Raw genomic sequence first — 25,241 nt, 5'->3', positions numbered from 1 at the left:
TTCATAAGTAAGTATACTATAGTAATTATCTTTAAAACATATAGAGTTCCATATAAAAAAGCCACAATACATAATACTTGTGGCTTTAAGAATTTATACAATTATATAAATTCATCTCCTAATATAAACTTTAAAGCTAATTTACTTTTATATAATTTTATACTTAGTATTATAACTTTTTATCTAATTTATTATATACAACAACCCCACAAATAAATTGAAATAAAATAAGCAATCCAAGAACAATTAAAACCCACTTACTTATTATCATTACAGAGAATACTCTCAATACAGAAACAATAACTATAAGAATTACGAAAATATAAGACATGATTTGGTTAGTAATTCGTCCAGATTTATCACGTAACATAATTCTTCTTTCATCATTCATCTCTATTCTTTGATTCTCTAGCTTTTCTTCATATTCTACAGATTTTTCTGGCTTACTCCAATATATATATTGAAAAATCATACATACCCCAGGCCCTAAAGCAGCTCCAGATAATCCCCAAATTAAAGCCTCAAATGAAAACTCTGTAAATATAGCCAATAAAACAAGTAGAATTCCACAAACAAAATATCCAACTCCAATGTATAATCTGCTCTTTTTCATTTTTACTCCTCCTCATAAATAAATATTTCTTCAATATTCATATCAAAATATCTTGCTATCTTAAAAGCTAATATGATAGAAGGATTATATCTACCATTTTCTAATGAACCTATAGTTTGTCTTGATACTTGCAAAGCAGATGCTAGTTCTTCTTGCCTTATACCTCTCTTTTTTCTTATTTCTTCTAATCTATTTTTCACCTTTTTCTCCTTTAATATCTCATTAATGTAAAGTCTACTTTCCATAATTATACAACTATTTTTCTCTTATGTAAAGTCTACTTTCCATTTATTCAAAAAAAATAACAGACCTTTTTAAGTCTGCAATTTTAAAATATTATGTTATTAATTAACTTTAATGTTGTTTCCTAATTGGAATCCAAACTTCTGTAGTATAATTAGGAGCATTGACATTACCATTAGGATAAAGTTCAATATCTGGCAAATTAGCATATGCATATCCAGAGCTTGGTAACCATTCCGTAATAATTCTTTTTTGTAATTCTTGTATTGCCAAAGCATTTGGCATTGGAGATACACATTCAAATACTGCCCATGTACCTGATGGTATATAGTATTCATATGTATTTTCTAATACAGACTTATCTGTTGGAGCAGCAATATAGTAATCTAAATCTTTACCATTAGTGCATACACTAACTCCTAGTAATCCTTGAGGCTCGTTATTTATCAATTCTGAAAGTTTATCAATTGTTCCATTTTTTATGGATTTAGCCCACAACTTAGGAACTTTATCAAAACACTCTTCTACAATCATATTCATACTTTCTTTTACACCAACAATACGGAATCCTTTCTTTTCTACAATACGATATTGCATTTCTACATTCCCTTTTACATAAATACTCAGTGTCATCTTAGGATATGCTTTTAAAACAACTCCCTTTGCCCTAGCTGCCGACGGAGAAATGCCATGTATATTTTGAAAAGCTCTATTAAAAGATGTTGGTGAATCATAACCATATTTCTCTGATAGTTCTAAAATTTTAATGTTACTATTCTGTAGTTCAAATGCCGCTTTAGTCATACGTCTTCGTCTAATATATTCAGATAATGGTACATCTGCAATATATGAAAACATTCGTTGAAAATGAAAGGTTGAACAACATGCGATTTTTGCTGCTTCTGCATAATCTACTCCACTTTCAAGATTATCTTCAATATAAGTAATAGCTTGATTTAATTTATTTATCCATTCCATTTGATATTACCTCCAAGCAAATTATACAATCTAATAAAATAATATACCTCTCTATTCATGCACAAAATTGTAAGCATTTAAATTCATAGGTATTTTTTTATTCATAGCTGTAATGAATAAAAAAGTTGTATTACACAATAAAAAAGTTCAATAACATTATATTATAGAATGTTATTGAACTTTTTATAAAAATTAATTTAAGTGTAGTTAAATTAAGTATTAAATTATCTTATATATTACAGTATCCAACTATTTTATAATCTTCTGGTACTTTGTAATCTTTGTCTGGAGTACCTAAATTCCACTTCAATTCAAACATAGTTGCACTTATTATTGTTGCAAAGTAAAGCATAACAATACCCACATCTATTTTTTCTTCATATAGACTAGTATGCCCATCTTTTCTAACAGCTAAAACTACAACTCCTCCATCAACTATAAATCTCCATGGCTGTCTGTTTAGTGTAGATGGTGCTAATCTTGCATAGTGGAATGCCTCAAGAAGTGCTCTTTCTTCTAATACTTCTATACTTGCATCATTTCCCCATTCATCCATGTAAACTACATCTTCTACACCAAGTCTAGAAGAACCATTGTCTAATACAACTTGCATATCAGATTTTGAATAATTTTCGCCAGTCTTTGTAGCGTTTAGTACTTTAGTATTACTTACATTTTCGCCATATCCAATTGCTATAATTCCTGTTACTTCTTTATCTGAATCAATTCCAAGTTTCTCTCTTACTTTTTTGCCATCTTCAAAAGTAACCCAACAAGAGCCTATTCCAAGTTCTGTCACCTTAAAAATTATACTTTCTCCTATGTATCCTGAATTTTCAATATAGTTATCTTTTACATCAGATAATATGATAATATAACTTGGAGCATCTATCATATTTCCCTTATATCCTGCCACTTTATCTAAATTGTCAAAAACTTCATTTCTATTCATAATTCTTATGTCAACATCTATTTCTGGAACTAGTTTCTTGCAAGATTCTGAGTATTTCTTAATGTCACTAAGATATTCCTCTTTAATATCTGTGTTCTTGTACTCTCTAACAGACTTTCTATTTAATATGATTGTTTTATAATTCATAATTTTATCCTCCCCAAACTAGTATATTATTAATTATATACCCATTAATATGATATTTTACTCATTTACTTAACAAATAATAATTACAATTTTGTAATCATTATTTATTAATAATATTCCACTTTTACATTAATAATGACCAGTTGCGCAAAATCCATTGCCAACCTTCAAATAAACACATATTATAAAGGTAATATAAAATAAACAAACAAATCTTAACAAAAAATTAAACTTTTTTTACACGAAAGAAGGCTTCCCGTTGCCTTCTTTATTTTTGCAAAAAATAAGCTGTTCCTAAAATGATTTCACATTTTGAAACAGCCAAGTTATTTTATAATGACAACTATAATTTGAGGATGTGAGGGAGAGTTGTCATTATAAATTTAGGGTAATTATATTATGTTTTAAGCTAGTTCTTTCTATATTTATATAATACATTTTATATGTGAATTTTATATGAGATTTGTATAAATGATATATGAAATTACGTATATTTATTATATTAAATCTTATTATTGCATTTTCCACAACAATACTCATATGTCTCCACATTATTTGGAATATTTACAAATACAAATTCTTTACAGTTTTCACAATACTTCAATATAGATATAGTTCCACAAGTGTAACATTCAAATGTCACACAATCCTCATTTTCCTCTACTATCTCAAACTTTTTACTGTGTTCACCACACTCTGGGCACTTGTGATTATTTACATTCATAAATACTCCTCCTTATTAATATAGTTAAAAACATGTCAGAAACTTAATTATTGTATTCTATATTACTTAGTATATATTCTATAATAAATCATATTCTAATATAATAAAACAAATTAAATAAAAAAAAACCATAAATTTAAAATTTATGGATTAATTCTTGTAATGATAACTCTATTTGAGGATGTGAGGGAGGGTTATCATTACAATAGGGTATTATATTATGGTTTTTAAGCTAGTCTTTCTATACTCTATATAATACATATGCTATATGAATTTTATATGATTTTTACATAAATATTTTATGAAATTTAAATTTTTTAGTCATTTTAAAATTTGTAAAAAGTTCTCTAAAAATCCATAACATCATAAATAACCAGCATTTAAGTAAAAAATCATAAAAAAATTTATCCAATAATTTTAACAAGTTATATCACCTCATTATAATTATTGACATAAAATTAAATAAACAGTCTATAAAACTCTTATAAAATATACTTTTAGTATTTATTGATATACAATCTCTAATTTATCAATCTTATCTTGCATCTCTAAGAAAATCTCTTCAACCGAATTGTTAAATATATTACCTAAATAGATTCTTTTATCTTTTTGAAGTGAATAAGATTTTACACTACCATCAGAAGAAATGTACAAATGACTCCATTCTGCACCATATTTTGAAAATCTTTCTTTTGTATCTTTAAATCTCATATCTTCTATCTTTATTGCTTTTCCCCTATCTTCTCTTACTACTGTATGCCCTCTTTTTATCAGACTAGTTATTTTTATATCTTCTTTTAATCTAACATGTGCATTATCATTCTTTGAATATACTTTCCAGATTACTTTATGACGATAATCATCTAATTCTTTTATCAATCCTCTATCAATAGTAAAGCTCTCCTTAGTTACCACAATCAAATCAAAATAGTCTAGCATATATTGAAATATTTCTCTCATATTTTTATTTTTTAAAATATCTTCACCAATAACTTCTATAAATCTACAACCCTTTTCATGCATACACTTTAATAAACTTATGATTTCAGAAAAATATTTACTTGTACTATTGTCACCATCCATCTCTATCGTAAAATATAAAGGAGTAAGATATACTTTATTTCCTGTTATCTCAAAAACACTTGACAATGGTTGTACTTCATCTTCAAAAGTTAAATATACGTTCTCATAAAACCTAAAGAATTCTATAACATTTTCTTTCATATTAAGTATATTTCTATATCTGTTGGATAATATATTTATTACATCTTCAGTGGTGTTTTTCCCATCACATTCTGCCAATACGACAATTTGATTCCAAGTTAAGCTATCCACATTTCCTATGCTTTTTTCATATCCATTTGCTTCATCATAAATTGGTCCAATTATAAGGTTCTCCTTTGGCCACATATGAACCCTGGTTCCATCTTTTAGTTTTGGATATTTATTTCTTACAGATTCATAAAATCTACTTATATCACACATGATTCTTCTATCCCCCCATATTTTAAACATTCTATGCTAAAAATAGCACTTTATTTTTATTAATTCAACATTTATTCAAAATTGGTCATTGTACATGTTTAACTGGATTTAACATCAACTTTATCTATATGTTATTGATGCTTATATACAAATTATTATTCATTAGATTTCAATATAATTTTGACTATTTCTGGTTTACAATTAAGTCTAATTAGAACTTTTGAGCCTCCCAAGCCTTTATTTAAAATCATAGTACTATTATCTTTTTCATATTTGCCCCAGTCATACTTAGGAAAAAATTCTCTATTTGGAGATAATACACCTCCAATAAAAGGTATCCTTATTATACCACCATGAACATGTCCAGCTAAAATTAAATCTGCTCCCCATTTTGCATATTTTTCAAAGAAAAATGGTGTATGAGCTAAAAGTATATTATACTCATTTTCATTTATCTTCCCTAAATTATCCTCTATAAAATTGTCACTTAATTCTAACTTTTTATTATTGCCAAAAAAATATGGATAGCACTCTAATGGTATAATTAAACCATATAAATTAAGATGACTATCTCCTCTATCTATTCTTACAGACTCATTTTCCATGTTTATTATTTTTTTTGAATATAACTTTTTAAAATAGTCTTTATATAAATGCTTGTACTTTTTTATCAAAGATTTTTGTTCATGATTTCCAATTATATGATATACTTCATATTTTTCTACTAGATTGTCTATTAAATCTAGTGCAACTTGAAAATTTTTATTTTCTCCATCAACTAAATCTCCTGTTATAAATACAGCATCTGGATTTAAGGAATCAATTTTATCTATCAATACCTTATTATTTTTTTTATCAAACACCTTATTATGTAAATCACTTACTTGAACTATTTTAAAATCATCAAACTCTTTTGGAATTTTTTCATTAAAAATAGTATATTCTGTCGTTTCTATATGCTGAGTTTCATATTTATACAGAATATACAATACCACTAATACTAATACTGTCAATAAAACCTTTATAATCATATTATCTTCCTCTTTATTCTATTTTGTTAATATTATTATAATGCTTTTATGTTTTTTTTTAAACAGTAACATTAATACATATATATTTTTTCCAATATTATAAAAACAAGTTATCCTTTTCTAAAATTATAATTTATTTTAGAAAAGGATAACTATAAAATTATCTATAAACTTCTATATTATGAAATATAGTTTTTCCTTTATTTAAATTTTTATATATATGCTCTAAGGTTCCATCAAATCTAATAGAATGTCCAGACTCCAAAATATAAGTTTTTCCATCAACATTAAGGTCAAGTTTTCCTTCTATTACAAGTACATACTCTTCTAAAACATGACTGTGTGTAGATGAAACATGAGTACAATTCTCTTCAAGTTCAATTATGAAGAGTTCAAACCTCCTCTGAGGGCTGAAAGGATATATTGGATATAACTTCATATTCCCTTTCTGTTCAATAATAGGTTCTACCTCTTCTTTTTTTATGACTTCATAAGTATTTGTGTTTTCACTTAATAGTGTTGTAAAATTTATTTTAAATCCAGATGAAATTTTCCATAAGGTAGATACTGTTGGGCTAGATTCCCCTCTCTCAATTTGACCAAGCATTGCTTTACTGACACCTGTCATCTTTGAAGCTTTATCTAAACTTATGCCCATTTCTTGTCTTAATAACCTTAAATTTTCTCCCACATTAGGAAATTTATTATCCATGTTAAAATCCTCCTGATAGCTTATTTGTATTCTATGATTTTTACTCCTGTAAGTTCTACTATCTCTTTTAATTTTAACATATGATTATTACAAATTTCATCAAATTCATATATATAATCCTCAAGCCCTAATGCCTTATATTTATCAATTCCAAATTTATGATATGGAAGCAATTCCATCTTTCCCTCTGGAACATTTTGTTTTACAAATAATGCAGTATTTCTTATATTTTCTTCACTATCATTAACTCCACAAATAATTGGAACTCTTATAACCATAGATTTATTTAGCTTTGAAAGCTTACATATATTCTCCAATATAATTTTATTACTTACTCCTGTGTATTCCTTGTGAACATTGTCATCCATCGATTTTATATCTACAAAAATATGGTCTATTTTCTCAAATACATCATTCACTTTATTCCAATCAAAGTATCCACAAGTTTCAATTGCTATGTTTATACCTTTATTATAAAATACATCCACTAATTCTCTTAAAAAATCAATTTGAAGTGTTGGCTCTCCTCCAGAAAAAGTTACTCCTCCATTAGACTCAAAGAAAAATATAAAATCTTTTTCAACTTCCTTTATAATTTCTTCAACTGTCATTTCTTCAGTCATTATACAGATAGCATCTTTAAGGCATACCTTGACACATTCTCCACATAAATTACACTTACTATTTATTTGAGCTCTATCAAATAGTGAGCTTATATTTTGAGGACAAACATCTATACATCTATTACAAGATATACATTTATCTTTCATGACGCCTAACTTGACTATATTACTCCAAGAGTCTGGATTAGAACACCACTTACACTTTAATTTACATCCTTCTAAAAATATAGTGGTTCTTATACCATCTCCATCATTTACTGAAAAATGTTGCACTTTTACAACTCTGCCTTTTTTACTCATAATATACCTCGTAATTAAAATTTACTATGTGCATTTCTAGCTATTATAGCATCTTGCATTTCTCTTGATAAATTAACAAATTGAGTGCTATATCCAGCAACTCTCACTAGTAAATCTTTATATTCTTCTGGATTTTCTTGAGCCTTTAATAGAATATCGTTTGATATTGTATTAAATTGTACATGGAATCCTCCTAGAGCAAAGTATGATTTTACCATAGATGATAGATTTCTAAGTCCTCTTTCTGTTTCCACTAAATCTTGATTCAGTCTTAAGTTTAAAAGAGTTCCACCAGTATGAACATCATGATTTATTTTTGATGCAGATTTCATAGCTGCTAGTGGACTTGTTGTGTCAGTCCCAACGAATGGAGAAACACCTTCTGTCAAAGGTTTTGTTGCTTTTCTTCCACATGGAGTTGCACCTACAATTTTTCCAGTTGGCACATAGTTTGATATTCCCATAAATGCACTATTAAATTTTGAACCAAATATATCTTTATATTTTCTAGTTTCTGTATAATAAAAATCAGAAACTTCAATTGCTAATGAATCTACATAATCATTATCATTTCCATACTTAGGAACATCAAGTGCAAGTTTTCTTAAATCTTCATAACCTTCCCAATCATTGTTTAGTGCTTTTGTTAACTCTTCTAGTGTAGTAACTTTATCTTCAAATACTAATTTTTTTATGGCTGCTAGTGAGTTTGAAACCACTCCTAGCCCTATACCAGTTAATACAGGCCCTATATTATATTTTGCTCCACCTTTACTTAAATCAGTACCTTTATCTAAACATCCATCTACACAAGTAGACAAAAATGGTCTTGGTACCATTTCTTTATGAATTTGTTGTGCAACAGTAGTTCCTATAACAGAATTTTTGATAAGGTATGCTAATTGCTTTAAAAACTCATCTTTAAGTTCTTCAAAAGAAGTAAATTCTGTGATACTCTTTGCATCTAACCCCATTGTTTCTCCAGTTAATCTACTTTTACCTTCATTCATGGCATATTCTAAAGCTGCTGCAAAGTTTATATTTACTGCTGAAGTCCATTGCCCTGTTTTTCTAAAATGAGGAACTACACAACCACAATTACTCCAGTCTCTTGCATCTTCTGCATCATATCCATCTTGTAATAACATTTGTGCCCCTGCACTATCACTGTGTATAGCAGGGAAACCAGTACCTTGTTTTACTAGTTTTGCAACTGCCATAACGAAATCATCTGGTGCTCCTTGGCTTATTCTAACACTTAAACCTGGCTGATGAGTTTTTACACTTTCTGTAGCCTTTAAACACATATATGAAATAGCATTTGTTCCATCAGTACCATTTCTCTTTTTGCCACCAACAGTAAGATTTTGGAATTGATTATATCCTGCAAAATAATTGGCTGTATTTGCTGATATAGTCCATACCCATTCTGACAACTTAATCCAAAGAGCTTCTATTAGTTCCTGAGCTTCTGATTCAGTTATCTTACCTTCTTTAGCATCATTTTCATAATATGGATACATATATTGGTCAAATCTACCTAAATTTAATGCTAGAGGATTTTCTGATAAAACACCACCTAGTTGTACAAACCATACAAATTGTATTGCTTCATAAAAACTAGTTGGAGGATTTGCTGGTACATTCATACATATTTCTGCTATTTTTAAAAGTTCTGCTTTTCTTTTTTCATCTGTTTCAGATTCACTCATTTCTTTTGCAAGATTTGAATATCTATTTGCCAGTGTCATAATAGCCTCTGCTACTATAGAAACAGATTTGTAGAAATCTATTTTTTCAATATTTTCTGAAATTGATATATCTAATTCTGCTATTTTTTTATCTGCATCTTCTTTAATTCCTTTGTATCCTTTTACAAATAGTATATCTTGATAATCTGGTGTTACCTCACCAACTGCCTGTCTCCACTTAGAGTCATTGTCTATTATACCTGTATCTACCAATATCTTAGCTGTATCTTCTGGGATTCTTGCTAAAAAAACTTCTTCCAAAGATTTTCCCTTCCAATATGGGAATATTTCTTTTCTTATAAATTCTATTTGTTCTTTTGATATTACATATGGGTCTTGAGTTCTTTCGTCAAAGGTATCCATTTCTTTATCTACCCATTGCCAAGAAAATTCTGGTGTCAATATACCTGTTCTTCTAAACTTACCTGCTGTCCCAACAATTAATTCATTTTCAAATATTTTTATAGGAAGTCCTTTACATGTCTCTAAAAAAGCTTTAGCTCTTCTTATACATATAGCTTCTCCCTCAGTTTTTTTATGCGATTCTGTAAAAATTCTAGCCCTTTCACAACATATCATAGGCTTAGAATTAATGTATTCTTGTCTAAATTCTTCTATTCTATTAGTTTGACTCATTTAAAATCCCCCTTTAGATAAATATCTATTATCTTTTTGTATGTTATAACATACTTTAATTATATTATACTGTCCTTTTACATAAAATGGAAGCACAAATAATTTATATATAATCTATTTCTATCTTGTTATGAATTTTTATAGTAAACTAATATACTAATGATTTGAAATATAAAATTTGTATAGTCCAACTAGTAACTTAATCATCCCAACTGTCAGTATCTTGATTCAATGGTATGTATATATTCAGCATGAACTTATCCTTATTATTTTCAAATAATAGTTCTCCATTATATTTTTGCAAAGACGATTTAATACTCTGAATTCCTATTCCATGCATAAATTTATCCATTTTATCTGTCAATAATATACTTCTATTTATAGTAATAGAATTTATCTTACTATTTTCACATTTAAGTACAAAAAATGACTTCGTTATAGTTCCTTTAATTTTGATATATTTATTACTATTTTCATCCATGATTTTATCACATGCTTCTATAGCATTATCTAAAATATTAGAAAAAATGCTTGAGACATCTATAGGCTTCATAAAATTTATTTTTGAAAAATTTATGCAGCAATTAAATTTAATTCCCTTTTTTGCACATATTTCGCTCTTTTCGTTAATTATAATGTCTAGTATCATATTTCCTGTATTATAAATATATTTAAATGATTTAATTTCATCTTTTAAATTACTCACATATTCATCTATTTCTTCACTATTATTTTTGAGATTCTCTACACAATAAATATGATTATTTATATCATGGTAAAGCTTCCTAACCTTCATATGGGATTCTTGAATGGCTAAATAATGTGCATATTGCATCTCTAACTTATTTTTTATTAATTCATTTTGAGATTTTAATCTATTTTCTTTTATTATTTCTTTAAATACTAGTATAAGAAGTATACTACTAGCTCCTATTAACTTTGGATTCACAAAATTATCAAAATAATATCCTTCCGAATATAATGACCCAAACCGTTCTAATTTCTTTAATATATAATTTGTGAATACATTAGTTGTATTAGCTAATAAAGCAAATAATAAATATACATAATTTCTCTTATCCTGAGTAATTGATTTTATATACTTTCTAAAAAAATAAAATACCATGTATATAAGAATCATTATTAAGTTACTATATATATGAATTTTTATATAATCTAGTTGAGATGCTAATAAATATTCCTTAGACGATATGACATTACCTGTAATCACAAAAAATAGTACCCTATATACAACATCGTTTAAACATTCATAATATACACTGAATAAATAAAAGAAAACAGTATACTTAATAATACTTATCTTGTAAAAATAATTATAATATACTCCCCATACAATAAATGCTACAATAGGAAATAAATAGTTTATATTATTAGAATATTTTCCTTCATTCAATAATCTAGTTACTTGAAGCATAGTATAAATTAAGAACAACAGAATACAGAATATTATTTTTTCATTTTTTTTATGCTCTTCTTTGTAAGTTAATACATCTTTCATTATAGTAAATCTTATAAATATAGATAAAATTAATAATAGCTCAGTCATGAAATTTAACATATTGTATCACCAAGAAATCTCAAAAACTTCTCCTTAACCTCTTTATACCTATATCTACTAATAGGTACTTCCTCACCACTTTCCAATATTGCAATATTATACTTTATATTTTCAACATGGCTTAAATTTACTATAAAACTTTTATGGCATCTTATAAATCTAGATAGATTTAATTCTTTTTCTATTTTGTTTAAGCTATATCTTATATAAAAATTTTTATTTATAGTGTGTATTAGCATCTCTTTTTTTTGAACTTCTATATATTTAATTTCATTTAAATAAATCTTATATGTGTTTGACTTATCTTTTATTATGATATAACTATCCTTGTTTGTTTCTATATCCTTAATACAAGTCAGCATATGTTTTTTTAATTCTTCAAATTCTATCGGCTTTAGCAAATATCTATAAGCTCTTACCTCATATCCTTCTTGTACATAGTCTATCAAGGAGGTTATAAATATTATTTCCATTTCACTACCCATTTTTCTAATCTTTCTTGCAGTATCCATTCCATTTAGTTTTTCCATCTTTATATCAAGAAATAGTATATCTATGTCTTTTAAGTTGTTTTCAAGTAACTCTTCTCCAGATAAATATTTTTTTATTTCATATTCTATACTTATATTTTTTAATATATTCTCAATATAATCTACTATTAAAAGTTGAGTTTCTTTTTCATCTTCACAAACTGCTATATTAATCATAAAATTCCTCCTTGCACGATTTTTAATTAATACAGTTAAAATATTTGAATTAATTTACTCAGATGTGATTTTACACATCTGATACTTTAGAATAACATTTTCAAATTATTTATATCAATACTCAATTTTATGCAATTGTTATTTTGATATATCAATTTCACAATAAAAATCAACAGTATTAAAAAACAGTATTCATGAACAAAAGAAAGTACCTTAAAAGTTTTTTTAAAATCATTTCAAGGTACCCTCTTCTATTTATTTAAACTTTTTAAGCCTTAGATAATACATTAGTCTCTTATATAACTGTACTATATATAAAACTAATAACATAATCTGTAGTACAATAGCAGTTATTGATACACCATAACCACTAGATAGATTACTTACTTCAACATATAATAAATATATAAAGATTACCACTAACAAAAATAATGTAAATACGTTCATAAACAAAATTGATTTTACTTTATTTAGTTTATCAAAATCGCTATATAATTTAGGAGGTACATCTTCATATTCTTTAGACCATACATACCATGAAGATGTCCCCATAAAACTGCCAATACTCCTAAAAACAAGATTCCAACCTTTTGATTTATGTTCATTAAAATAATTATTCTCTGCATCATAGTAGTAATCAACAGTGTATTTTATTTTTCTTGGACTTCCTTTATAAAAGTAAAATATTCCACCAAGTCTATTTATCTTATATAAATTATATCCTTTAATTTCCATATCCTCTAACCATTTCTCTATCTTATCAGGTGAGCCATACCAGTCAAATTTAAACCTTGTTTTCTTTTTCATAATACTCACTCTCCAAAATGATATTTTTAAATATCTTAAAAAATCTATTTAAATAATTATATCATTTTGATATTAATTTTAGGTTACAATCAGATATCTATAAGCTTATTTAAATAGCAGTAAACTAATAGCCATAACACCCATGCCTGCAATTAGACCATAAATGGATAAATGATGTTCACCATACTCTCTAGCTGATGGCAATAGTTCATCAAGCGATATAAATACCATGATTCCCCCTACAATTGCAAATATAATTCCAAGAGTTATATCATTTAAGAAATTTCTAAGAAGTGCATATCCAATAATTGCTCCTAATGGTTCAGACATACCAGATAAAAAAGAATAATAAAAAGCTTTCTTCTTATCTCCTGTAGCATAATAAACTGGTACAGATACGGATATACCTTCTGGTATATTGTGTATAGCAATTGCAATAGCTATTGGTATAGCTATCGTAACATCGTCAAGAGCTGATATAAATGTAGCTAAACCTTCTGGAAAATTATGAATTGCTATAGCCATTGCTGTAAATATACCTGTTCTCAAAAGAGATTTATTTCTTTTGATATTTTGTTCCTCTATATTTTCCATCTTCTTTATCTCATGTGGATTTTCTTCTTGAGGGATTAACTTATCAATAATTGCAATGATAGCCATCCCTGCAAAAAAAGCTATTACAGTTGACCAGCTTCCCATTTTCTCTCCCATAGACTTTGTCAAAGCATCTTGTGCTTTAGGAAAAATTTCTATCATAGACACATAAATCATAACACCAGCAGAAAATCCTAAACTTATAGAAAGAAACTTCGTGTTAGTTTTTTTAGCAAAAAAGGCTATACAACTACCTATACCTGTAGACAAACCTGCCAATAATGTTATCAAAAATGCAAACACTACATTATTCAAATAAATCACCTTCTTTTTATTTGATATTGATTATCATTTTCTTTTATCCTATCATATATATTTTATATAGTCAATCCTTATAAAAATTATAGACAATAAAAAAGCAGAGATATAAACTTAGTCTCTGCTTTTTCCTTATAGTATATTAAATTTATTTATTTAAAAAATCCACTGCATATTGAACATATAAAGCAGTTCCAATCTCTAACGCATCCTCATCTATATTAAAACATCCATGATGGTGAGGGTAACAAGCACCTTTTGACTCATTTCTAGCTCCTACAAAGGCTAGCGCACCAGGTGCAATATTCATAAATTCAGCCAAATCTTCTGCTCCTGTTACTTTTTCAAACATTGTTATACATTCTTCTCCAAATAGCTTAATTGCTGCATCAGTTGCTATCTTTGAGCATTCTTTGTCATTTATAACTGCTGGAGTTAGATATCCATATTCTAATTCAGCTTCTGCTCTATATGCTCCTGCTGTAGATTTTGCTATACGTTCTAGAATTGAAGGAATTTGTTTTCTAAGTTCTGGATTAAATAGTCTTATTGTACCTTCTAAGATAGCTTCACTTGCTATTACATTAAATCTAGTTCCAGAATTTAAAACTCCAACACTTACAACTAATGGCTCTAAAGGACTTACTTCTCTACTAACCATAGATTGTAAATTCATAACTATTGCTGAACTTGCAAGTACTGCATCAACACCTTGATGAGGAAGTGAGCCATGACCACCCTTACCTTTTACAGTGATTTTAAAGAAGTCAGCAGAAGCCATTCTTGGTCCTTCTTCTACTGATATAGTTCCAGATTCCACATCAGTCCAAAGATGTATCCCAAATACGCTATCTACACCTTCCATCGCACCATCTTTAATCATAGCTCTTGCACCTTTACCAACTTCTTCTCCTGGTTGAAAAAATAATTTTACAGTTCCATTAATACTATCTTTAATATCATTTAGTACTTTCGCTGCTCCTAAAAGCATTGATGTATGACCATCATGACCACAAGCATGCATAAGCCCTTCATTTTTCGATTTATATTCTACATCAGTACATTCGACAACTTGTAGAGCATCCATATCACCTCTAAGTGCTACAGTCTTTCCTGGCTTAGCTCCTTTTATAGTTGCAATTACACCTGTGCCTCCAGCTGATACATATGGCACTCCAATTTTATCAAGTTCTTCTTTGATTCTCTTTGATGTTCTAACTTCTTCCATACTCTTCTCAGGATTTTCATGAAATTCCCTTCTAAGCTTAATCACATAGTCTTTATAACTCTTTGTTATTTCTTTAATATCCATTCCAGACCTCCAGGTAGTACATATTCTTCTTCTTTAAAATATTTTTTATCATTATCAGTTAAATATTAGATTAGATTTACAAATATACCTGCTATTACTACAGAAGCTATTGTAACTGTAGTGAATCCTCCAACAAGCATCTTTGGAAGCATCTTATCCATTAAAAATTCTTTTTCTTCTGGTGTTTCAGCTAAAGCTTTTACTGCTTCTTCAGTTAATATATAGTTAGGTGGGAAACCATAAAGTGCTGTAAGTGAAACTGAAAAAGCCATTTCTTTACTTTCGCCTAAAAGCTTACCTGCTATAATAGAGAATATCCCCATACCTATTACACCAAATATTATAATTCCTACAAGAGGAACTGCCATTTCAGCAAGCATTGCTGGTGTAGCCTTTGCTAAACCTGCAAATATAAAAGCCATCAATGATGTCATTAACCATCCAAATGAACCAGATTTGTTAAGAGGTTTTCTATCAACTATTCCAAGTTCTGATGCTATTACACCAAATATTAAACATATAACATATCTAGATACAACTTCATGTGTAAGATTTGTAAATTGTACTGCTAACCATGCTACCAATCCTAATCTAAGTATTATCATATATGTTGTATCATACTTTTCAGGTAAATCTGGAATTATCTTAAATCTACTTTTTTGTTCAGGTACATTCTCAGTTTTTTCTTCAACTTTACTTGCAGTTACTTTTCCACTTCTAAAATCTGATAAAAGTCTTTTTCCTTCTTTTTTAAGCATCAATGCTGTAATCGGATAACCTGCAAATCCTTGTGCAACATACATTAAAATTGCAAGTACTGCCAAACTTGCAAGACCTTTTGCTGTAGCAGCATCTGCCATCATTATAGATGCAACTAGTCCTCCAGTAAGAGGAGGTGTAGCTATTACTGCTGTATCCCATCCAAATACTACTGTACCTAATGCTAAAGCACCTACACATATACCTACTATTCCTGCTAAAGCTATTACGATTGTTTTCCATTGACCTGCTAATTCCTTAATACTCATCATAGTTCCCATATGTGTTATTAATAAAAGCATTCCCAATTGGGCTAATGGTGTTCCTAAAGCGGCTAAATCTACTATATTTTCTGGGAAAAAAGTCCAAAATCCTACTATAAATATAATTGCTGATACAAAAACTGATGGAACAAAAGCTTTAGTTTTTGCTGAAACTACATCTCCTATCGTCAGTGACACTAAAACCAGACAAAAAGCTGTTATTGCCTCCATACAAAATCCCCCCTCATAATAAATATATTTGTATACAATGTATGTATAGTTATCCATTATTTTACTACTTTTGAAAAACATTTCAAGTCAAAATCCGATTTTTTTCATAAAATTCTATAAATTCTATAAATTAAAGTTAGCTTTCTAAATTATTCTTTTTAGAAAAACGTTATCCTAACTAATGGCTATTTATCACCATTCTTATAAATAGAATTAATTGTAATTTGCAAAAAATAAAACATAGAATACATTTTTTCATAAAACAAGTCATTAATATAAGATGAATTTGATTTATGAACCTTAATATATTCTATGTTTATAAATTTAGTGTATATGTTAGTTATGGTATAAAATTTATACACTAGTTATTGTGTAATCTACTATATACTCCATTTTTGTTTACTAACTCTTCATGAGTACCTCTTTCTTCAATTCCTTTATCTGTCAATACTATGATTTCATCAGCATTTTTTATAGTAGTTAATCTATGTGCGACAACTAAATTTGTTCTATCTTTGCTTAATTCTTCTAAAGACTCTTGAATTTCCCTTTCTGTCACATTATCTAACGCAGATGTAGCCTCATCCAATATTATTATTGGAGGATTCTTTAAAAAGATTCTCGAGATTGATATTCTTTGTTTTTGTCCACCTGATAATTTTACTCCTCTTTCACCTATATAAGTATCATATCCATCTGGTAAAGTCTCTACAAAGTCATGTATTCTCGCCTTTTTAGCTGCTGCTATCATTTCTTCATCTGTAGCATTAGGATTCCCGCAAAGAATATTATCTCTTATAGTTCCTGTAAATAAAAATACATCTTGTTGAACTATGCCTATATTTTTTCTCAATGATTTTAAACTAACATCTTTTATACTCTTTCCATCAATTTTTATATCACCCTCATCAAATTCATAAAATCTTGGTAATAGATTGCATAATGTAGTCTTTCCTCCTCCAGAAGGTCCAACTAATGCTATCGTCTTGCCAGCTTTTATAGATAAACTCAAATTATTTAATACTTGAGTCTTATCTTCGTATGTGAAAGATATATTTTCTATCTCAATATTACCTTTTACATTTTCAAGCTCAACAGGATTTTTAGCTTCTTTTTGATGGTCTTGTTCCATTATTTCTATGAATCGTTTAAAACCTGTCATACCATTTTGATATTGCTCTGTAAAGTTTATCAATTTTTTCATAGGTTGTATAAACATTTTTACATATAGTATATAAGCAGCAAAATCACCCAATGTAATTTTTCCAAGATAAGTAAAGTAACCACCAGCTATGACAACTACCCACTCTAAAATATCCATGTATAAGTTCATCCCAGAATAATATTCTGCCATTACTTTATAAGAATCTTGTCTTGCTCTTCTAAATAACTTATTACTTCTTACAAACTTATTTAATTCTTCTTTTTCAGTACAAAAAGACTTAGTTACTTTCATACCTGCTATACTATTTTCTAAGGTAGCATTCACATCACCTATAGTAACTCTACTCTTCATAAAAGCAACATTCATCTTATCTTTTTTAGCTATTGCAAACCAAATTATAAATGGTAATATAGCAAATATTATGAGAGTAAGAGGAATATTTATATCTATAAGTATAAAGAATGAACCCACTAACATTACTATAGAAATGAATAAATCTTCAGGCCCATGATGCGCAAGTTCTGTTATATCCATTAGGTCATTTACTATTCTAGACATAGTTACCCCAGATTTGTTATTATCAAAATACGTATTTGGAAGTCTCTGCAAATGTGTAAATACTTCATTTCTCATATCAGCTTGCATATCTACACCTATAACATGCCCCCAATACTGCATAAAATAGTTAAGCCCTGCTTTTGCTATAAATATAAGTATAAGTACTACTGCAAAAACTACTAACATTCTTAAATTTTTATTTGGAACAATATCATCCATTATATTTCTAGTTATCATAGGATAAACTAAATCACATAAGGAAAATAAAAAAGCTGCTATAAGGTCTAGTGTGAAAATTTTCTTATACGGCTTATAATATTTTATAAATTGTTTTATCATAAGTATTAAATCCCTCCTCCATTGATACTTCTAAAAAATACCCATAAATTAGTATAACATAACAACAATTTTAAATCTTTTATAAATTTACAATATAAATCAATATTTTTCATAAAATTGAATACTTATATTATTAACTCTACCTTTAAAACAATATAAAAGAGCTATATCTCTATAAATAAATTCTTACAAAGACACAACTCTATATTTAATACTAAATATTTTTTTATAAATACAAAACTATTTCAGAGCATCCAATATTTTCTTATCTAAGGCAGCTGTATTTATACCTGTTATGTATGCTGTTGCTTTTATCGCAGGTATATCATAAGTTGTTGGCAATATAGTAGTAGATACTATTAAGTCAGCTCCTTCTTGTTTTGTTGCACATTCAGCAATTTTACATTGTATAACTTCTGCTTGTATGTTATTTTCTTTAATTAATCTTTCTACCCTATCACAAACTACTGTTGATGTCGCAATTCCTGCCCCACATGCTACTAATATCTTTTTCATATTTTTTCCTCCTACGATTTCTTTGATATTTTATAATTCAAAATACGATTGATAAATTTCTCATATCTTTATTTATATAAATAATTATACCATTTTATATCAAAAGAGTATCTTAAAATTATTCTTTTAATATGTTTTTTATTTCAGTATCATTTATACTTAAAATCTCATTTTTTATACAATACTCTATGTAATTTGATATATTTTTATAGTCATTTAAATCAAATTGTTTAATATTTAAATCATATTCTATATCACTAACAATTCCTATTAAATCAGACCTATTTGATAAAATATCCTTATATTTATTCTCTCTAGTTATCTCCAATCTTCTAAACCTATAATTTTTATATCCTTCTATAATAATTAAGTCCATATCTCTATACAACTGAATCATTTCATATAATGGATTATTATCTTTTAGTTCTTCAATATATGCCACTCGTTTATCTGATATTATACATACCTTTTTAGCACCAGATTTTCTATGTTTGTAAGTATCTTTACCCTCTTCATCAATATCAAAATCATGACATGTATGCTTAATAACCCCAACATTATACCCTTCTTTATTTAATTCTTTTATTATACCTTCAATTAATGTAGTTTTGCCTACTCCAGAATAGGATACAACTGACAATATATTATACATAAAATTTACTTCCTTTCATAAAACTATCTAATAACAACATCTACTAACTGATTTTCTTTTATAGTTTCTTCCTTTTTTATTTTTATCATACAATTACTTCTCAATGTTGCTGACAATCTAGCTTTAGCATCCTTCTTATCATTTAACCTTACATATAATTTACCTTCACTTGTATATAATTTACCACTTACAAATCTATCCTTATTTGAAAGTTTATTAAATTCCCCCTTAAATATAGCTTTTATATAATGCTCCCTTTTCTTATATGTCAAATACTCAATCACAGGAACTACCACATTATCAAATACCACAATTGCTGCATGTGGATTTCCAGAAAGTCCAAATAGTAGTTTTTCTCCCAATGTAGCTACATAACAAGCTCCTCCAGGTTTAATGTTTATTTTCCAAAATAACTCTTGTGCACCTATTTTTCTAAATACATCTGGAATTAAATCCTTATCTCCAACAGACACACCACCTGTTGTAATTAAAAAATCTACCTTTTTCAACATATTCTTTACTATTTTTTCTAACTCTAATATATCATCAGAACAATTACATATTGTATCTGCCTGTATACCAAGCTTTATGAGTTTCGAATATAATGTATATCTATTACTATCGTATATCTTACCATCCTCTAAAGGCTCGTTTATATCTTGTAATTCTGTTCCTGTATTCAAGATTCCGACTTTTAAATCATCATACACTGTTACTGTAGATATTCCAAGACTTGCTAGCACTCCTAAGCCATCATACCCTATATTCTGATTTTTATTAATAATCAATTGCCCCTTTTTTATATCCTCACCCTTGAATATGTAATTATCATATTCCTTTAACTTTACATTTAAAATTATCATATCATCTACAACAGTTACATCTTCTTTTTTTACTACACAGTTTGCACCCCTTGGTATTTTACCACCAGTCATTATCTTCACTGCTTCATTTTTATTTAATACACTATCAAATACTTCTCCTGCATATAAAGTCCCTATAACCTTTAAGTTTCTATTTTCAGAATTTGCATTATATGCATAACCATCGTATGGTGACCTATCAAATGGAGGGCTATCAATTGTTGAATATATATCTTCTGCAACTACCTTATTTACTGCATCTATAAGATTTACTCTCTTCACCCTACTTATTGGTACAACATTTTCTTCAATAATTTTTATGGCATCTGCTAATTCTATCATTTTAAATACTCCCCAATATATTTTTTATTTAAAACATTTCAATGTAGTATGTTATAGATTGAAAAATTTAGAAATAATTTTATCTTATATTTAATTATAACCAATTGTTATCTATAAGTGCAGTTCAAATTTAATAAAGCTTATAAAATAATTTCTAACTAATATTCAATAAATTTTATAAATCTTATAAAAAAACTGTTTCCAGCTAGAAATTTACTTCTATCTTGAAACAGCCTTGTATGCTTTAGAATCCATTATTCTATTAAAGCTCCTTTTATTATTTTTACAATTTTATCACTTTCAATAGTTTTTATAGATTTTATTTTGTTATCCACAATACTTATTGTAAGCACTTCATTTTTTAATAATTTATTGTCTTCTTTTAATCTATAACTTTTAACTACTTTGTTACCTTCATGATTATATGCTGTTAGCTCATAATTTGCCTCTCCAACAACTTCATTTATTCTAGACTCATCAACTCCAATATACTCTCCTAAGTCAATCTTTCTAAAATTTTCTAATGACACAGCTGATTTTTCATGGTCGCTTTTTTCAATCATAATACTGGCATTAGCATCAATATCAATAGTACTTTGTGATGAAAACGAGTTTGTTTCAACATTGACAACTTTATTTTTATTAATATCAATGTATAAAGCACTTCCATCTAATTCATTATTTCCAGTATATTTAGGGTAAACTAATGTCATATAACTTGATGTATTTATATCTTGCATTGTATCTGATTCTTTTAAATCTTTAGGTTTTATATAATAAATTGTGTTATAAGGTATTCCCATATTTTTTATAACAAACTTATAATCCTTACTCATAATTTCATTAACATCATTTTGAACTTTTGTCATAGTTTTTTGTTGTGTTGCTTTATTTGCTACTTGGTTTTTCTCTTTAGTGGTTTCTTTATGACATCCAACAAGTACAATACCTAAAATAGTTACACAAACTAATGACTTTTTTAACTTCATAAATCAATCCTCCTTTCTCAAATTTTATAATATTTATCTATATCTCGATGTACGATTATCTCTTTTTTCAATAATTATATTTATTGTATTATAAAATAATTATATAATATTTATTTGAATTTAATAAGATTAAGAAGCTCTTTGTAATTTTTCTGTAATAAAATATATTTTAAAGTTGAATTTTGAAAATTCAATTTACGATATTTTAAAGGTAAATATCCTTATAACATTATACCAAATTATTCCTAAACAATCAAAAACTCCATGAATATTTTAAGGTTTTCTATTTTAAAAATCACCTTTGACTATTAATTTATCAAATATGTTATAATAGTTTTAGATAATTTAAGGAGGATTAAATAATGGATTTTAAACAACTTGAAGTATTTGTTGCTGTTGCAAAACATCAAAGTTTTTCAAAAGCTGCAAGAGAACTTTTTTTAACTCAACCTACTGTAAGTGCACATATACAAAATTTAGAGAGAGAGTTAGAAACTGTACTTATAAATAGAAGTAACAAAGTGATTACACTCACAAAATCTGGTGAAATTCTTTATGAACATGCTATATATATATTAAACAACTGTAAACGTGCAATTTATGATATAAAAGAATATTCAGGAAAAATAGAAGGTATTATAGATATTGCATGTAGTTCTATACCTGAAACCTATATTTTACCTGATTTTATGAAGAGTTTTTCCATGAGTTACCCAGACGTAAAATTTTCCATAAGCCATTATGATTCTCAATATGCTATATCAGAAATTTTAAATGAAAGAATAAGCTTTGGATTGGTTGGTTCTAAAGTTAACAATCCTCAAATAGAATACCTAGACTTATTAGATGATGAGCTTGTTCTTATCACTCCTTCAGATTTTAAAATTGATAATAAAGATAATAAAATTGATATAGAAGAATTGGCTTACTTAAATTTTATTATGAGAAAGGAAGGCTCTGGTACTAGAAATTTAATACTAAACACACTTAGCAAAAATAACTTTCCTGTAAATAAATTAAATATAATAGCACATGTGGAATCAAATGAAGCTATTAAAGAAATGGTTAGACTGGGTCTTGGTGTCTCTTTTATATCTTATATATCAGCTATTGATTATCTAAATGCAGGTAAAATTAAATGTTATAAAATAAAAAATGTTGATTTTACTAGAAAATTTTTCTTTATTTATTCTAAAAAGAAAACTTTTTCTCCATTGGAAGATAAATTCTTAAACAGATTATGTGAGTACTTTGAAATCATAATATAATAATTATAATATAAGATACTTAATTCTATACTATATAACTAATGAATAAAATAACCGTAATTGTCACATGAATAGTCATAAATTACTATATAAAAATTTTCTTTCTAGTTAATTTAGTAAAAAAAAGCCCTCGTTCAAATGAACTTGGGATTTTTTTAATACTTTAGAAATCATATCCTTAATTCTGCTTATACTATTCCAATAGCAGCTAGCACTATACAAATAATTATAACAGAAATTAATATTGTAGTTGTCTTGACTTTTTTTCCTAATAACCAATACATAATACCAAATATCATAGCTGGAAGCATACATGGCATTATTTGGTCTAAATAAGTTTGAATGGGCTCTGCCCACTCTCCACTACCTACATTAACACTGAGCTTTAACATTACATTAGAGGCAGTCATTCCTCCAATTACCATAAGCCCTAACATTGAAGCTGCTTCCATAACTTTTGAAACTATATTTGAACCACTTACATCTTTAAAAAATTGAGTTCCATACTTAAATCCTTTATCTAAACATATATAACGAATGATAAAATGAGGAATGTTTATTATTAAAAGAAATAGAATTGGTCCCATTATATTTCCCTGTGAAGCTAAAGCTATACCAACTCCAGCTGCTATAAGCTTCAATGTCCCCCAGAAAAATGAATCTCCTATTCCAGAAATTGGTCCCATTAAACTTGACTTAACAGCATTTATACTATTTGCATCAAACTCTTCATTTTTTGCATTTTCTTCTTCCATAGCTCCAGATATACCTACCAAAAGAGTACTTATATGAGGAGTAACTGACATGAATTCAAGGTGTCTTTTTAAAGCCTTCGATTTTTTTTCTTTATCATCTTTATATACTCTACGAATTATTGGTGCCATCATATATGCATATGCTATATTTTGCATACGTTCATAGTTCCAAGATGAATCTAATGTTAAAGACCTTCTAAAACATTTCCAAAAGTCTTTCTTCGTTATTTTACTGTCTGGTGAAATTGTCTCCAATTTCTTAGAATTCGTTGTCATCTACTACTACCTCCTTCTCTCCTACAAAGTTAACATATATTAAAGCTATTGCTAATCCAAATAATGCAACTCCTGTTACTGTTATATTTAGATAAGCAACCAATATAAATCCTAATAATAAAAATGCTACTGTTTTCTTATTAAGCATCATTCTAGCTAACATAGCAAAACCTATTGCTGGTATAACACCTGCTGCAACATCCATTCCATGAGTTACATATGATGGTATAAATGAAAGTATTTTTTCTATTACTGGAACACCTAATGAGAATCCTATACCTACTATTATTGCTAATATTAATTTATTTCCTATACCAAATAATAATTGCACACGCTCTACACCTTCAATATTACCCTCTTCTGCATAACGGTCAGCAATATGAGCTCCCCATGTAAGTACTACTGTCATTAAGAAGTTGTCTATAAGCAATACTAAAGTCGCTATAGGAACTGCAAGTACAACTGCTGCTGACACATCCTGACCAGTTAATATTACAAATGCTGTGGCAATAATAGAACCAGATACAAAGTCAGGAGGGTTACTTGCTCCAACTGGAAATGCACCCATAAATACTAGCTCTAATGTTGAACCTATTACTATACCTGTATGTAGATTACCTAGTGCTAAACCAACAAGTGGCGCAACAACTATCGGTCTATTATGCATTGTAGAACCTACAAAACAATGCATATATGCAAAGAATGCAATTAGAGTTATCAGAATAACTTGTGTAAATTCCATTTTCATCCCCC

General features: G+C 27.8%; 24 protein-coding genes. 1 reads left to right on the top strand and 23 read right to left on the bottom strand.

The features are described 5' to 3' along the window. Positions 1–169: 169 nt before the first annotated feature. The 21 genes from Q3223_RS06645 to Q3223_RS06545 form a co-directional block, all read right to left on the bottom strand. On the bottom strand, positions 170–613 hold the full coding sequence (locus Q3223_RS06645; protein WP_167639681.1) for a hypothetical protein: 444 nt from the start codon (positions 611–613) through the stop codon (positions 170–172). A gap of 2 nt (positions 614–615) precedes the next feature. Then, positions 616–813, bottom strand: coding sequence for a helix-turn-helix transcriptional regulator (locus Q3223_RS06640; protein ID WP_054269647.1), 198 nt, complete (start codon positions 811–813; stop codon positions 616–618). Between the two features lie 154 nt (positions 814–967). Then, entirely contained in the window at positions 968–1,834 is an 867-nt protein-coding gene (locus tag Q3223_RS06635) for an AraC family transcriptional regulator (RefSeq protein WP_167639680.1), read from the bottom strand. A 229-nt stretch (positions 1,835–2,063) separates the two neighbouring features. Further along, positions 2,064–2,933 carry a nitroreductase family protein gene (locus Q3223_RS06630; RefSeq protein WP_054269645.1) on the bottom strand — a complete coding sequence of 290 codons (870 nt, stop codon included), beginning with the start codon at positions 2,931–2,933 and terminating at the stop codon, positions 2,064–2,066. 502 nt (positions 2,934–3,435) lie between these two features. Beyond that, complete coding sequence (locus Q3223_RS06625; protein WP_054269644.1) at positions 3,436–3,657, bottom strand: hypothetical protein; 222 nt, start codon at positions 3,655–3,657, stop codon at positions 3,436–3,438. A 504-nt stretch (positions 3,658–4,161) separates the two neighbouring features. Then, on the bottom strand, positions 4,162–5,142 hold the full coding sequence (locus tag Q3223_RS06620) for an SPASM domain-containing protein (protein WP_054269643.1): 981 nt from the start codon (positions 5,140–5,142) through the stop codon (positions 4,162–4,164). 155 nt (positions 5,143–5,297) lie between these two features. Continuing rightward, a complete protein-coding gene (locus Q3223_RS06615) occupies positions 5,298–6,173 on the bottom strand; it encodes a metallophosphoesterase (protein ID WP_284181764.1) in 876 nt (291 codons plus the stop codon). Between the two features lie 160 nt (positions 6,174–6,333). Beyond that, a complete protein-coding gene (locus Q3223_RS06610; RefSeq protein ID WP_054269641.1) occupies positions 6,334–6,885 on the bottom strand; it encodes a helix-turn-helix domain-containing protein in 552 nt (183 codons plus the stop codon). A 20-nt stretch (positions 6,886–6,905) separates the two neighbouring features. Further along, positions 6,906–7,808 carry a glycyl-radical enzyme activating protein gene (locus Q3223_RS06605; protein ID WP_074178840.1) on the bottom strand — a complete coding sequence of 301 codons (903 nt, stop codon included), beginning with the start codon at positions 7,806–7,808 and terminating at the stop codon, positions 6,906–6,908. A gap of 14 nt (positions 7,809–7,822) precedes the next feature. Then, complete coding sequence (locus Q3223_RS06600) at positions 7,823–10,195, bottom strand: formate C-acetyltransferase/glycerol dehydratase family glycyl radical enzyme (protein WP_054269639.1); 2,373 nt, start codon at positions 10,193–10,195, stop codon at positions 7,823–7,825. A gap of 199 nt (positions 10,196–10,394) precedes the next feature. Further along, the gene (locus Q3223_RS06595) at positions 10,395–11,774 is read right to left on the bottom strand and encodes a sensor histidine kinase (protein ID WP_223152866.1); all 1,380 of its coding nucleotides are present in this window, start codon (positions 11,772–11,774) and stop codon (positions 10,395–10,397) included. Then, complete coding sequence (locus Q3223_RS06590; RefSeq protein WP_223152867.1) at positions 11,768–12,481, bottom strand: LytTR family DNA-binding domain-containing protein; 714 nt, start codon at positions 12,479–12,481, stop codon at positions 11,768–11,770. The genes Q3223_RS06595 and Q3223_RS06590 overlap by 7 nt, the downstream gene beginning before the upstream one ends. A 255-nt stretch (positions 12,482–12,736) precedes the next feature. Next, the gene (locus Q3223_RS06585) at positions 12,737–13,288 is read right to left on the bottom strand and encodes a DUF2812 domain-containing protein (RefSeq protein ID WP_223152868.1); all 552 of its coding nucleotides are present in this window, start codon (positions 13,286–13,288) and stop codon (positions 12,737–12,739) included. 105 nt (positions 13,289–13,393) lie between these two features. Beyond that, the gene (zupT, locus tag Q3223_RS06580) at positions 13,394–14,197 is read right to left on the bottom strand and encodes a zinc transporter ZupT (RefSeq protein ID WP_054269635.1); all 804 of its coding nucleotides are present in this window, start codon (positions 14,195–14,197) and stop codon (positions 13,394–13,396) included. 151 nt (positions 14,198–14,348) lie between these two features. Beyond that, a complete protein-coding gene (locus tag Q3223_RS06575; protein WP_054269634.1) occupies positions 14,349–15,512 on the bottom strand; it encodes a M20 family metallopeptidase in 1,164 nt (387 codons plus the stop codon). A 65-nt stretch (positions 15,513–15,577) separates the two neighbouring features. Further along, on the bottom strand, positions 15,578–16,765 hold the full coding sequence (locus Q3223_RS06570) for a hypothetical protein (RefSeq protein WP_054269633.1): 1,188 nt from the start codon (positions 16,763–16,765) through the stop codon (positions 15,578–15,580). Positions 16,766–17,126: 361 nt separating this feature from the next. Further along, a complete protein-coding gene (locus tag Q3223_RS06565; protein ID WP_054269632.1) occupies positions 17,127–18,827 on the bottom strand; it encodes an ABC transporter ATP-binding protein in 1,701 nt (566 codons plus the stop codon). Between the two features lie 240 nt (positions 18,828–19,067). Continuing rightward, a complete protein-coding gene (locus tag Q3223_RS06560) occupies positions 19,068–19,343 on the bottom strand; it encodes a PTS sugar transporter subunit IIB (RefSeq protein ID WP_021383888.1) in 276 nt (91 codons plus the stop codon). A gap of 118 nt (positions 19,344–19,461) precedes the next feature. After that, positions 19,462–19,995 (bottom strand): molybdopterin-guanine dinucleotide biosynthesis protein B, encoded by a 534-nt coding sequence (gene mobB / locus Q3223_RS06555; protein ID WP_054269631.1) that lies wholly within the window; start codon positions 19,993–19,995, stop codon positions 19,462–19,464. A 23-nt stretch (positions 19,996–20,018) separates the two neighbouring features. Next, the gene (locus tag Q3223_RS06550) at positions 20,019–21,200 is read right to left on the bottom strand and encodes a molybdopterin molybdotransferase MoeA (RefSeq protein WP_219673559.1); all 1,182 of its coding nucleotides are present in this window, start codon (positions 21,198–21,200) and stop codon (positions 20,019–20,021) included. A gap of 254 nt (positions 21,201–21,454) precedes the next feature. After that, positions 21,455–22,189, bottom strand: a complete 735-nt coding sequence (locus tag Q3223_RS06545; RefSeq protein ID WP_054269629.1) for a hypothetical protein — start codon at positions 22,187–22,189, stop codon at positions 21,455–21,457. Between the two features lie 362 nt (positions 22,190–22,551). On the opposite strand from Q3223_RS06545, the gene Q3223_RS06540 reads away from it, so the two are divergent. Next, on the top strand, positions 22,552–23,457 hold the full coding sequence (locus Q3223_RS06540) for a selenium metabolism-associated LysR family transcriptional regulator (protein ID WP_054269628.1): 906 nt from the start codon (positions 22,552–22,554) through the stop codon (positions 23,455–23,457). A gap of 188 nt (positions 23,458–23,645) precedes the next feature. Here the strand turns inward: Q3223_RS06540 and Q3223_RS06535 are convergent, their stop codons facing one another. Beyond that, positions 23,646–24,488, bottom strand: coding sequence for a PTS system mannose/fructose/sorbose family transporter subunit IID (locus Q3223_RS06535; RefSeq protein WP_231300523.1), 843 nt, complete (start codon positions 24,486–24,488; stop codon positions 23,646–23,648). Continuing rightward, positions 24,472–25,230 (bottom strand): PTS sugar transporter subunit IIC, encoded by a 759-nt coding sequence (locus tag Q3223_RS06530; RefSeq protein ID WP_054269626.1) that lies wholly within the window; start codon positions 25,228–25,230, stop codon positions 24,472–24,474. Before Q3223_RS06530 ends, Q3223_RS06535 begins: the two co-directional genes overlap by 17 nt. Positions 25,231–25,241 lie beyond the last annotated feature (11 nt).

The sequence above is a fragment of the Clostridioides sp. GD02367 genome (genome assembly GCF_045900275.1).
Classification (GTDB): domain Bacteria; phylum Bacillota; class Clostridia; order Peptostreptococcales; family Peptostreptococcaceae; genus Clostridioides; species Clostridioides difficile_A.
Note: the sequence above shows the minus strand (reverse complement) of the source record. Positions and strands in the feature narration are given on the sequence as shown.

What these genes read in the sequence shown, in the direction of transcription:
- Q3223_RS06575 (WP_054269634.1), bottom strand. Translation starts at nt 15,512, where the DNA reads ATGGATATTAAAGAAATAACAAAGAGTTATAAAGACTATGTGATTAAG.
- Q3223_RS06565 (WP_054269632.1), bottom strand. Translation starts at nt 18,827, where the DNA reads ATGATAAAACAATTTATAAAATATTATAAGCCGTATAAGAAAATTTTC.
- Q3223_RS06545 (WP_054269629.1), bottom strand. Translation starts at nt 22,189, where the DNA reads ATGAAGTTAAAAAAGTCATTAGTTTGTGTAACTATTTTAGGTATTGTA.
- Q3223_RS06615 (WP_284181764.1), bottom strand. Translation starts at nt 6,173, where the DNA reads ATGATTATAAAGGTTTTATTGACAGTATTAGTATTAGTGGTATTGTAT.
- Q3223_RS06610 (WP_054269641.1), bottom strand. Translation starts at nt 6,885, where the DNA reads ATGGATAATAAATTTCCTAATGTGGGAGAAAATTTAAGGTTATTAAGA.
- Q3223_RS06605 (WP_074178840.1), bottom strand. Translation starts at nt 7,808, where the DNA reads ATGAGTAAAAAAGGCAGAGTTGTAAAAGTGCAACATTTTTCAGTAAAT.
- Q3223_RS06535 (WP_231300523.1), bottom strand. Translation starts at nt 24,488, where the DNA reads ATGACAACGAATTCTAAGAAATTGGAGACAATTTCACCAGACAGTAAA.
- Q3223_RS06645 (WP_167639681.1), bottom strand. Translation starts at nt 613, where the DNA reads ATGAAAAAGAGCAGATTATACATTGGAGTTGGATATTTTGTTTGTGGA.
- Q3223_RS06540 (WP_054269628.1), top strand. Translation starts at nt 22,552, where the DNA reads ATGGATTTTAAACAACTTGAAGTATTTGTTGCTGTTGCAAAACATCAA.
- Q3223_RS06600 (WP_054269639.1), bottom strand. Translation starts at nt 10,195, where the DNA reads ATGAGTCAAACTAATAGAATAGAAGAATTTAGACAAGAATACATTAAT.
- Q3223_RS06630 (WP_054269645.1), bottom strand. Translation starts at nt 2,933, where the DNA reads ATGAATTATAAAACAATCATATTAAATAGAAAGTCTGTTAGAGAGTAC.
- Q3223_RS06550 (WP_219673559.1), bottom strand. Translation starts at nt 21,200, where the DNA reads ATGATAGAATTAGCAGATGCCATAAAAATTATTGAAGAAAATGTTGTA.
- Q3223_RS06585 (WP_223152868.1), bottom strand. Translation starts at nt 13,288, where the DNA reads ATGAAAAAGAAAACAAGGTTTAAATTTGACTGGTATGGCTCACCTGAT.
- mobB (WP_054269631.1), bottom strand. Translation starts at nt 19,995, where the DNA reads ATGTATAATATATTGTCAGTTGTATCCTATTCTGGAGTAGGCAAAACT.
- Q3223_RS06590 (WP_223152867.1), bottom strand. Translation starts at nt 12,481, where the DNA reads ATGATTAATATAGCAGTTTGTGAAGATGAAAAAGAAACTCAACTTTTA.
- Q3223_RS06530 (WP_054269626.1), bottom strand. Translation starts at nt 25,230, where the DNA reads ATGGAATTTACACAAGTTATTCTGATAACTCTAATTGCATTCTTTGCA.
- Q3223_RS06635 (WP_167639680.1), bottom strand. Translation starts at nt 1,834, where the DNA reads ATGGAATGGATAAATAAATTAAATCAAGCTATTACTTATATTGAAGAT.
- Q3223_RS06620 (WP_054269643.1), bottom strand. Translation starts at nt 5,142, where the DNA reads ATGTGTGATATAAGTAGATTTTATGAATCTGTAAGAAATAAATATCCA.
- Q3223_RS06560 (WP_021383888.1), bottom strand. Translation starts at nt 19,343, where the DNA reads ATGAAAAAGATATTAGTAGCATGTGGGGCAGGAATTGCGACATCAACA.
- Q3223_RS06570 (WP_054269633.1), bottom strand. Translation starts at nt 16,765, where the DNA reads ATGGAGGCAATAACAGCTTTTTGTCTGGTTTTAGTGTCACTGACGATA.
- Q3223_RS06625 (WP_054269644.1), bottom strand. Translation starts at nt 3,657, where the DNA reads ATGAATGTAAATAATCACAAGTGCCCAGAGTGTGGTGAACACAGTAAA.
- Q3223_RS06595 (WP_223152866.1), bottom strand. Translation starts at nt 11,774, where the DNA reads ATGTTAAATTTCATGACTGAGCTATTATTAATTTTATCTATATTTATA.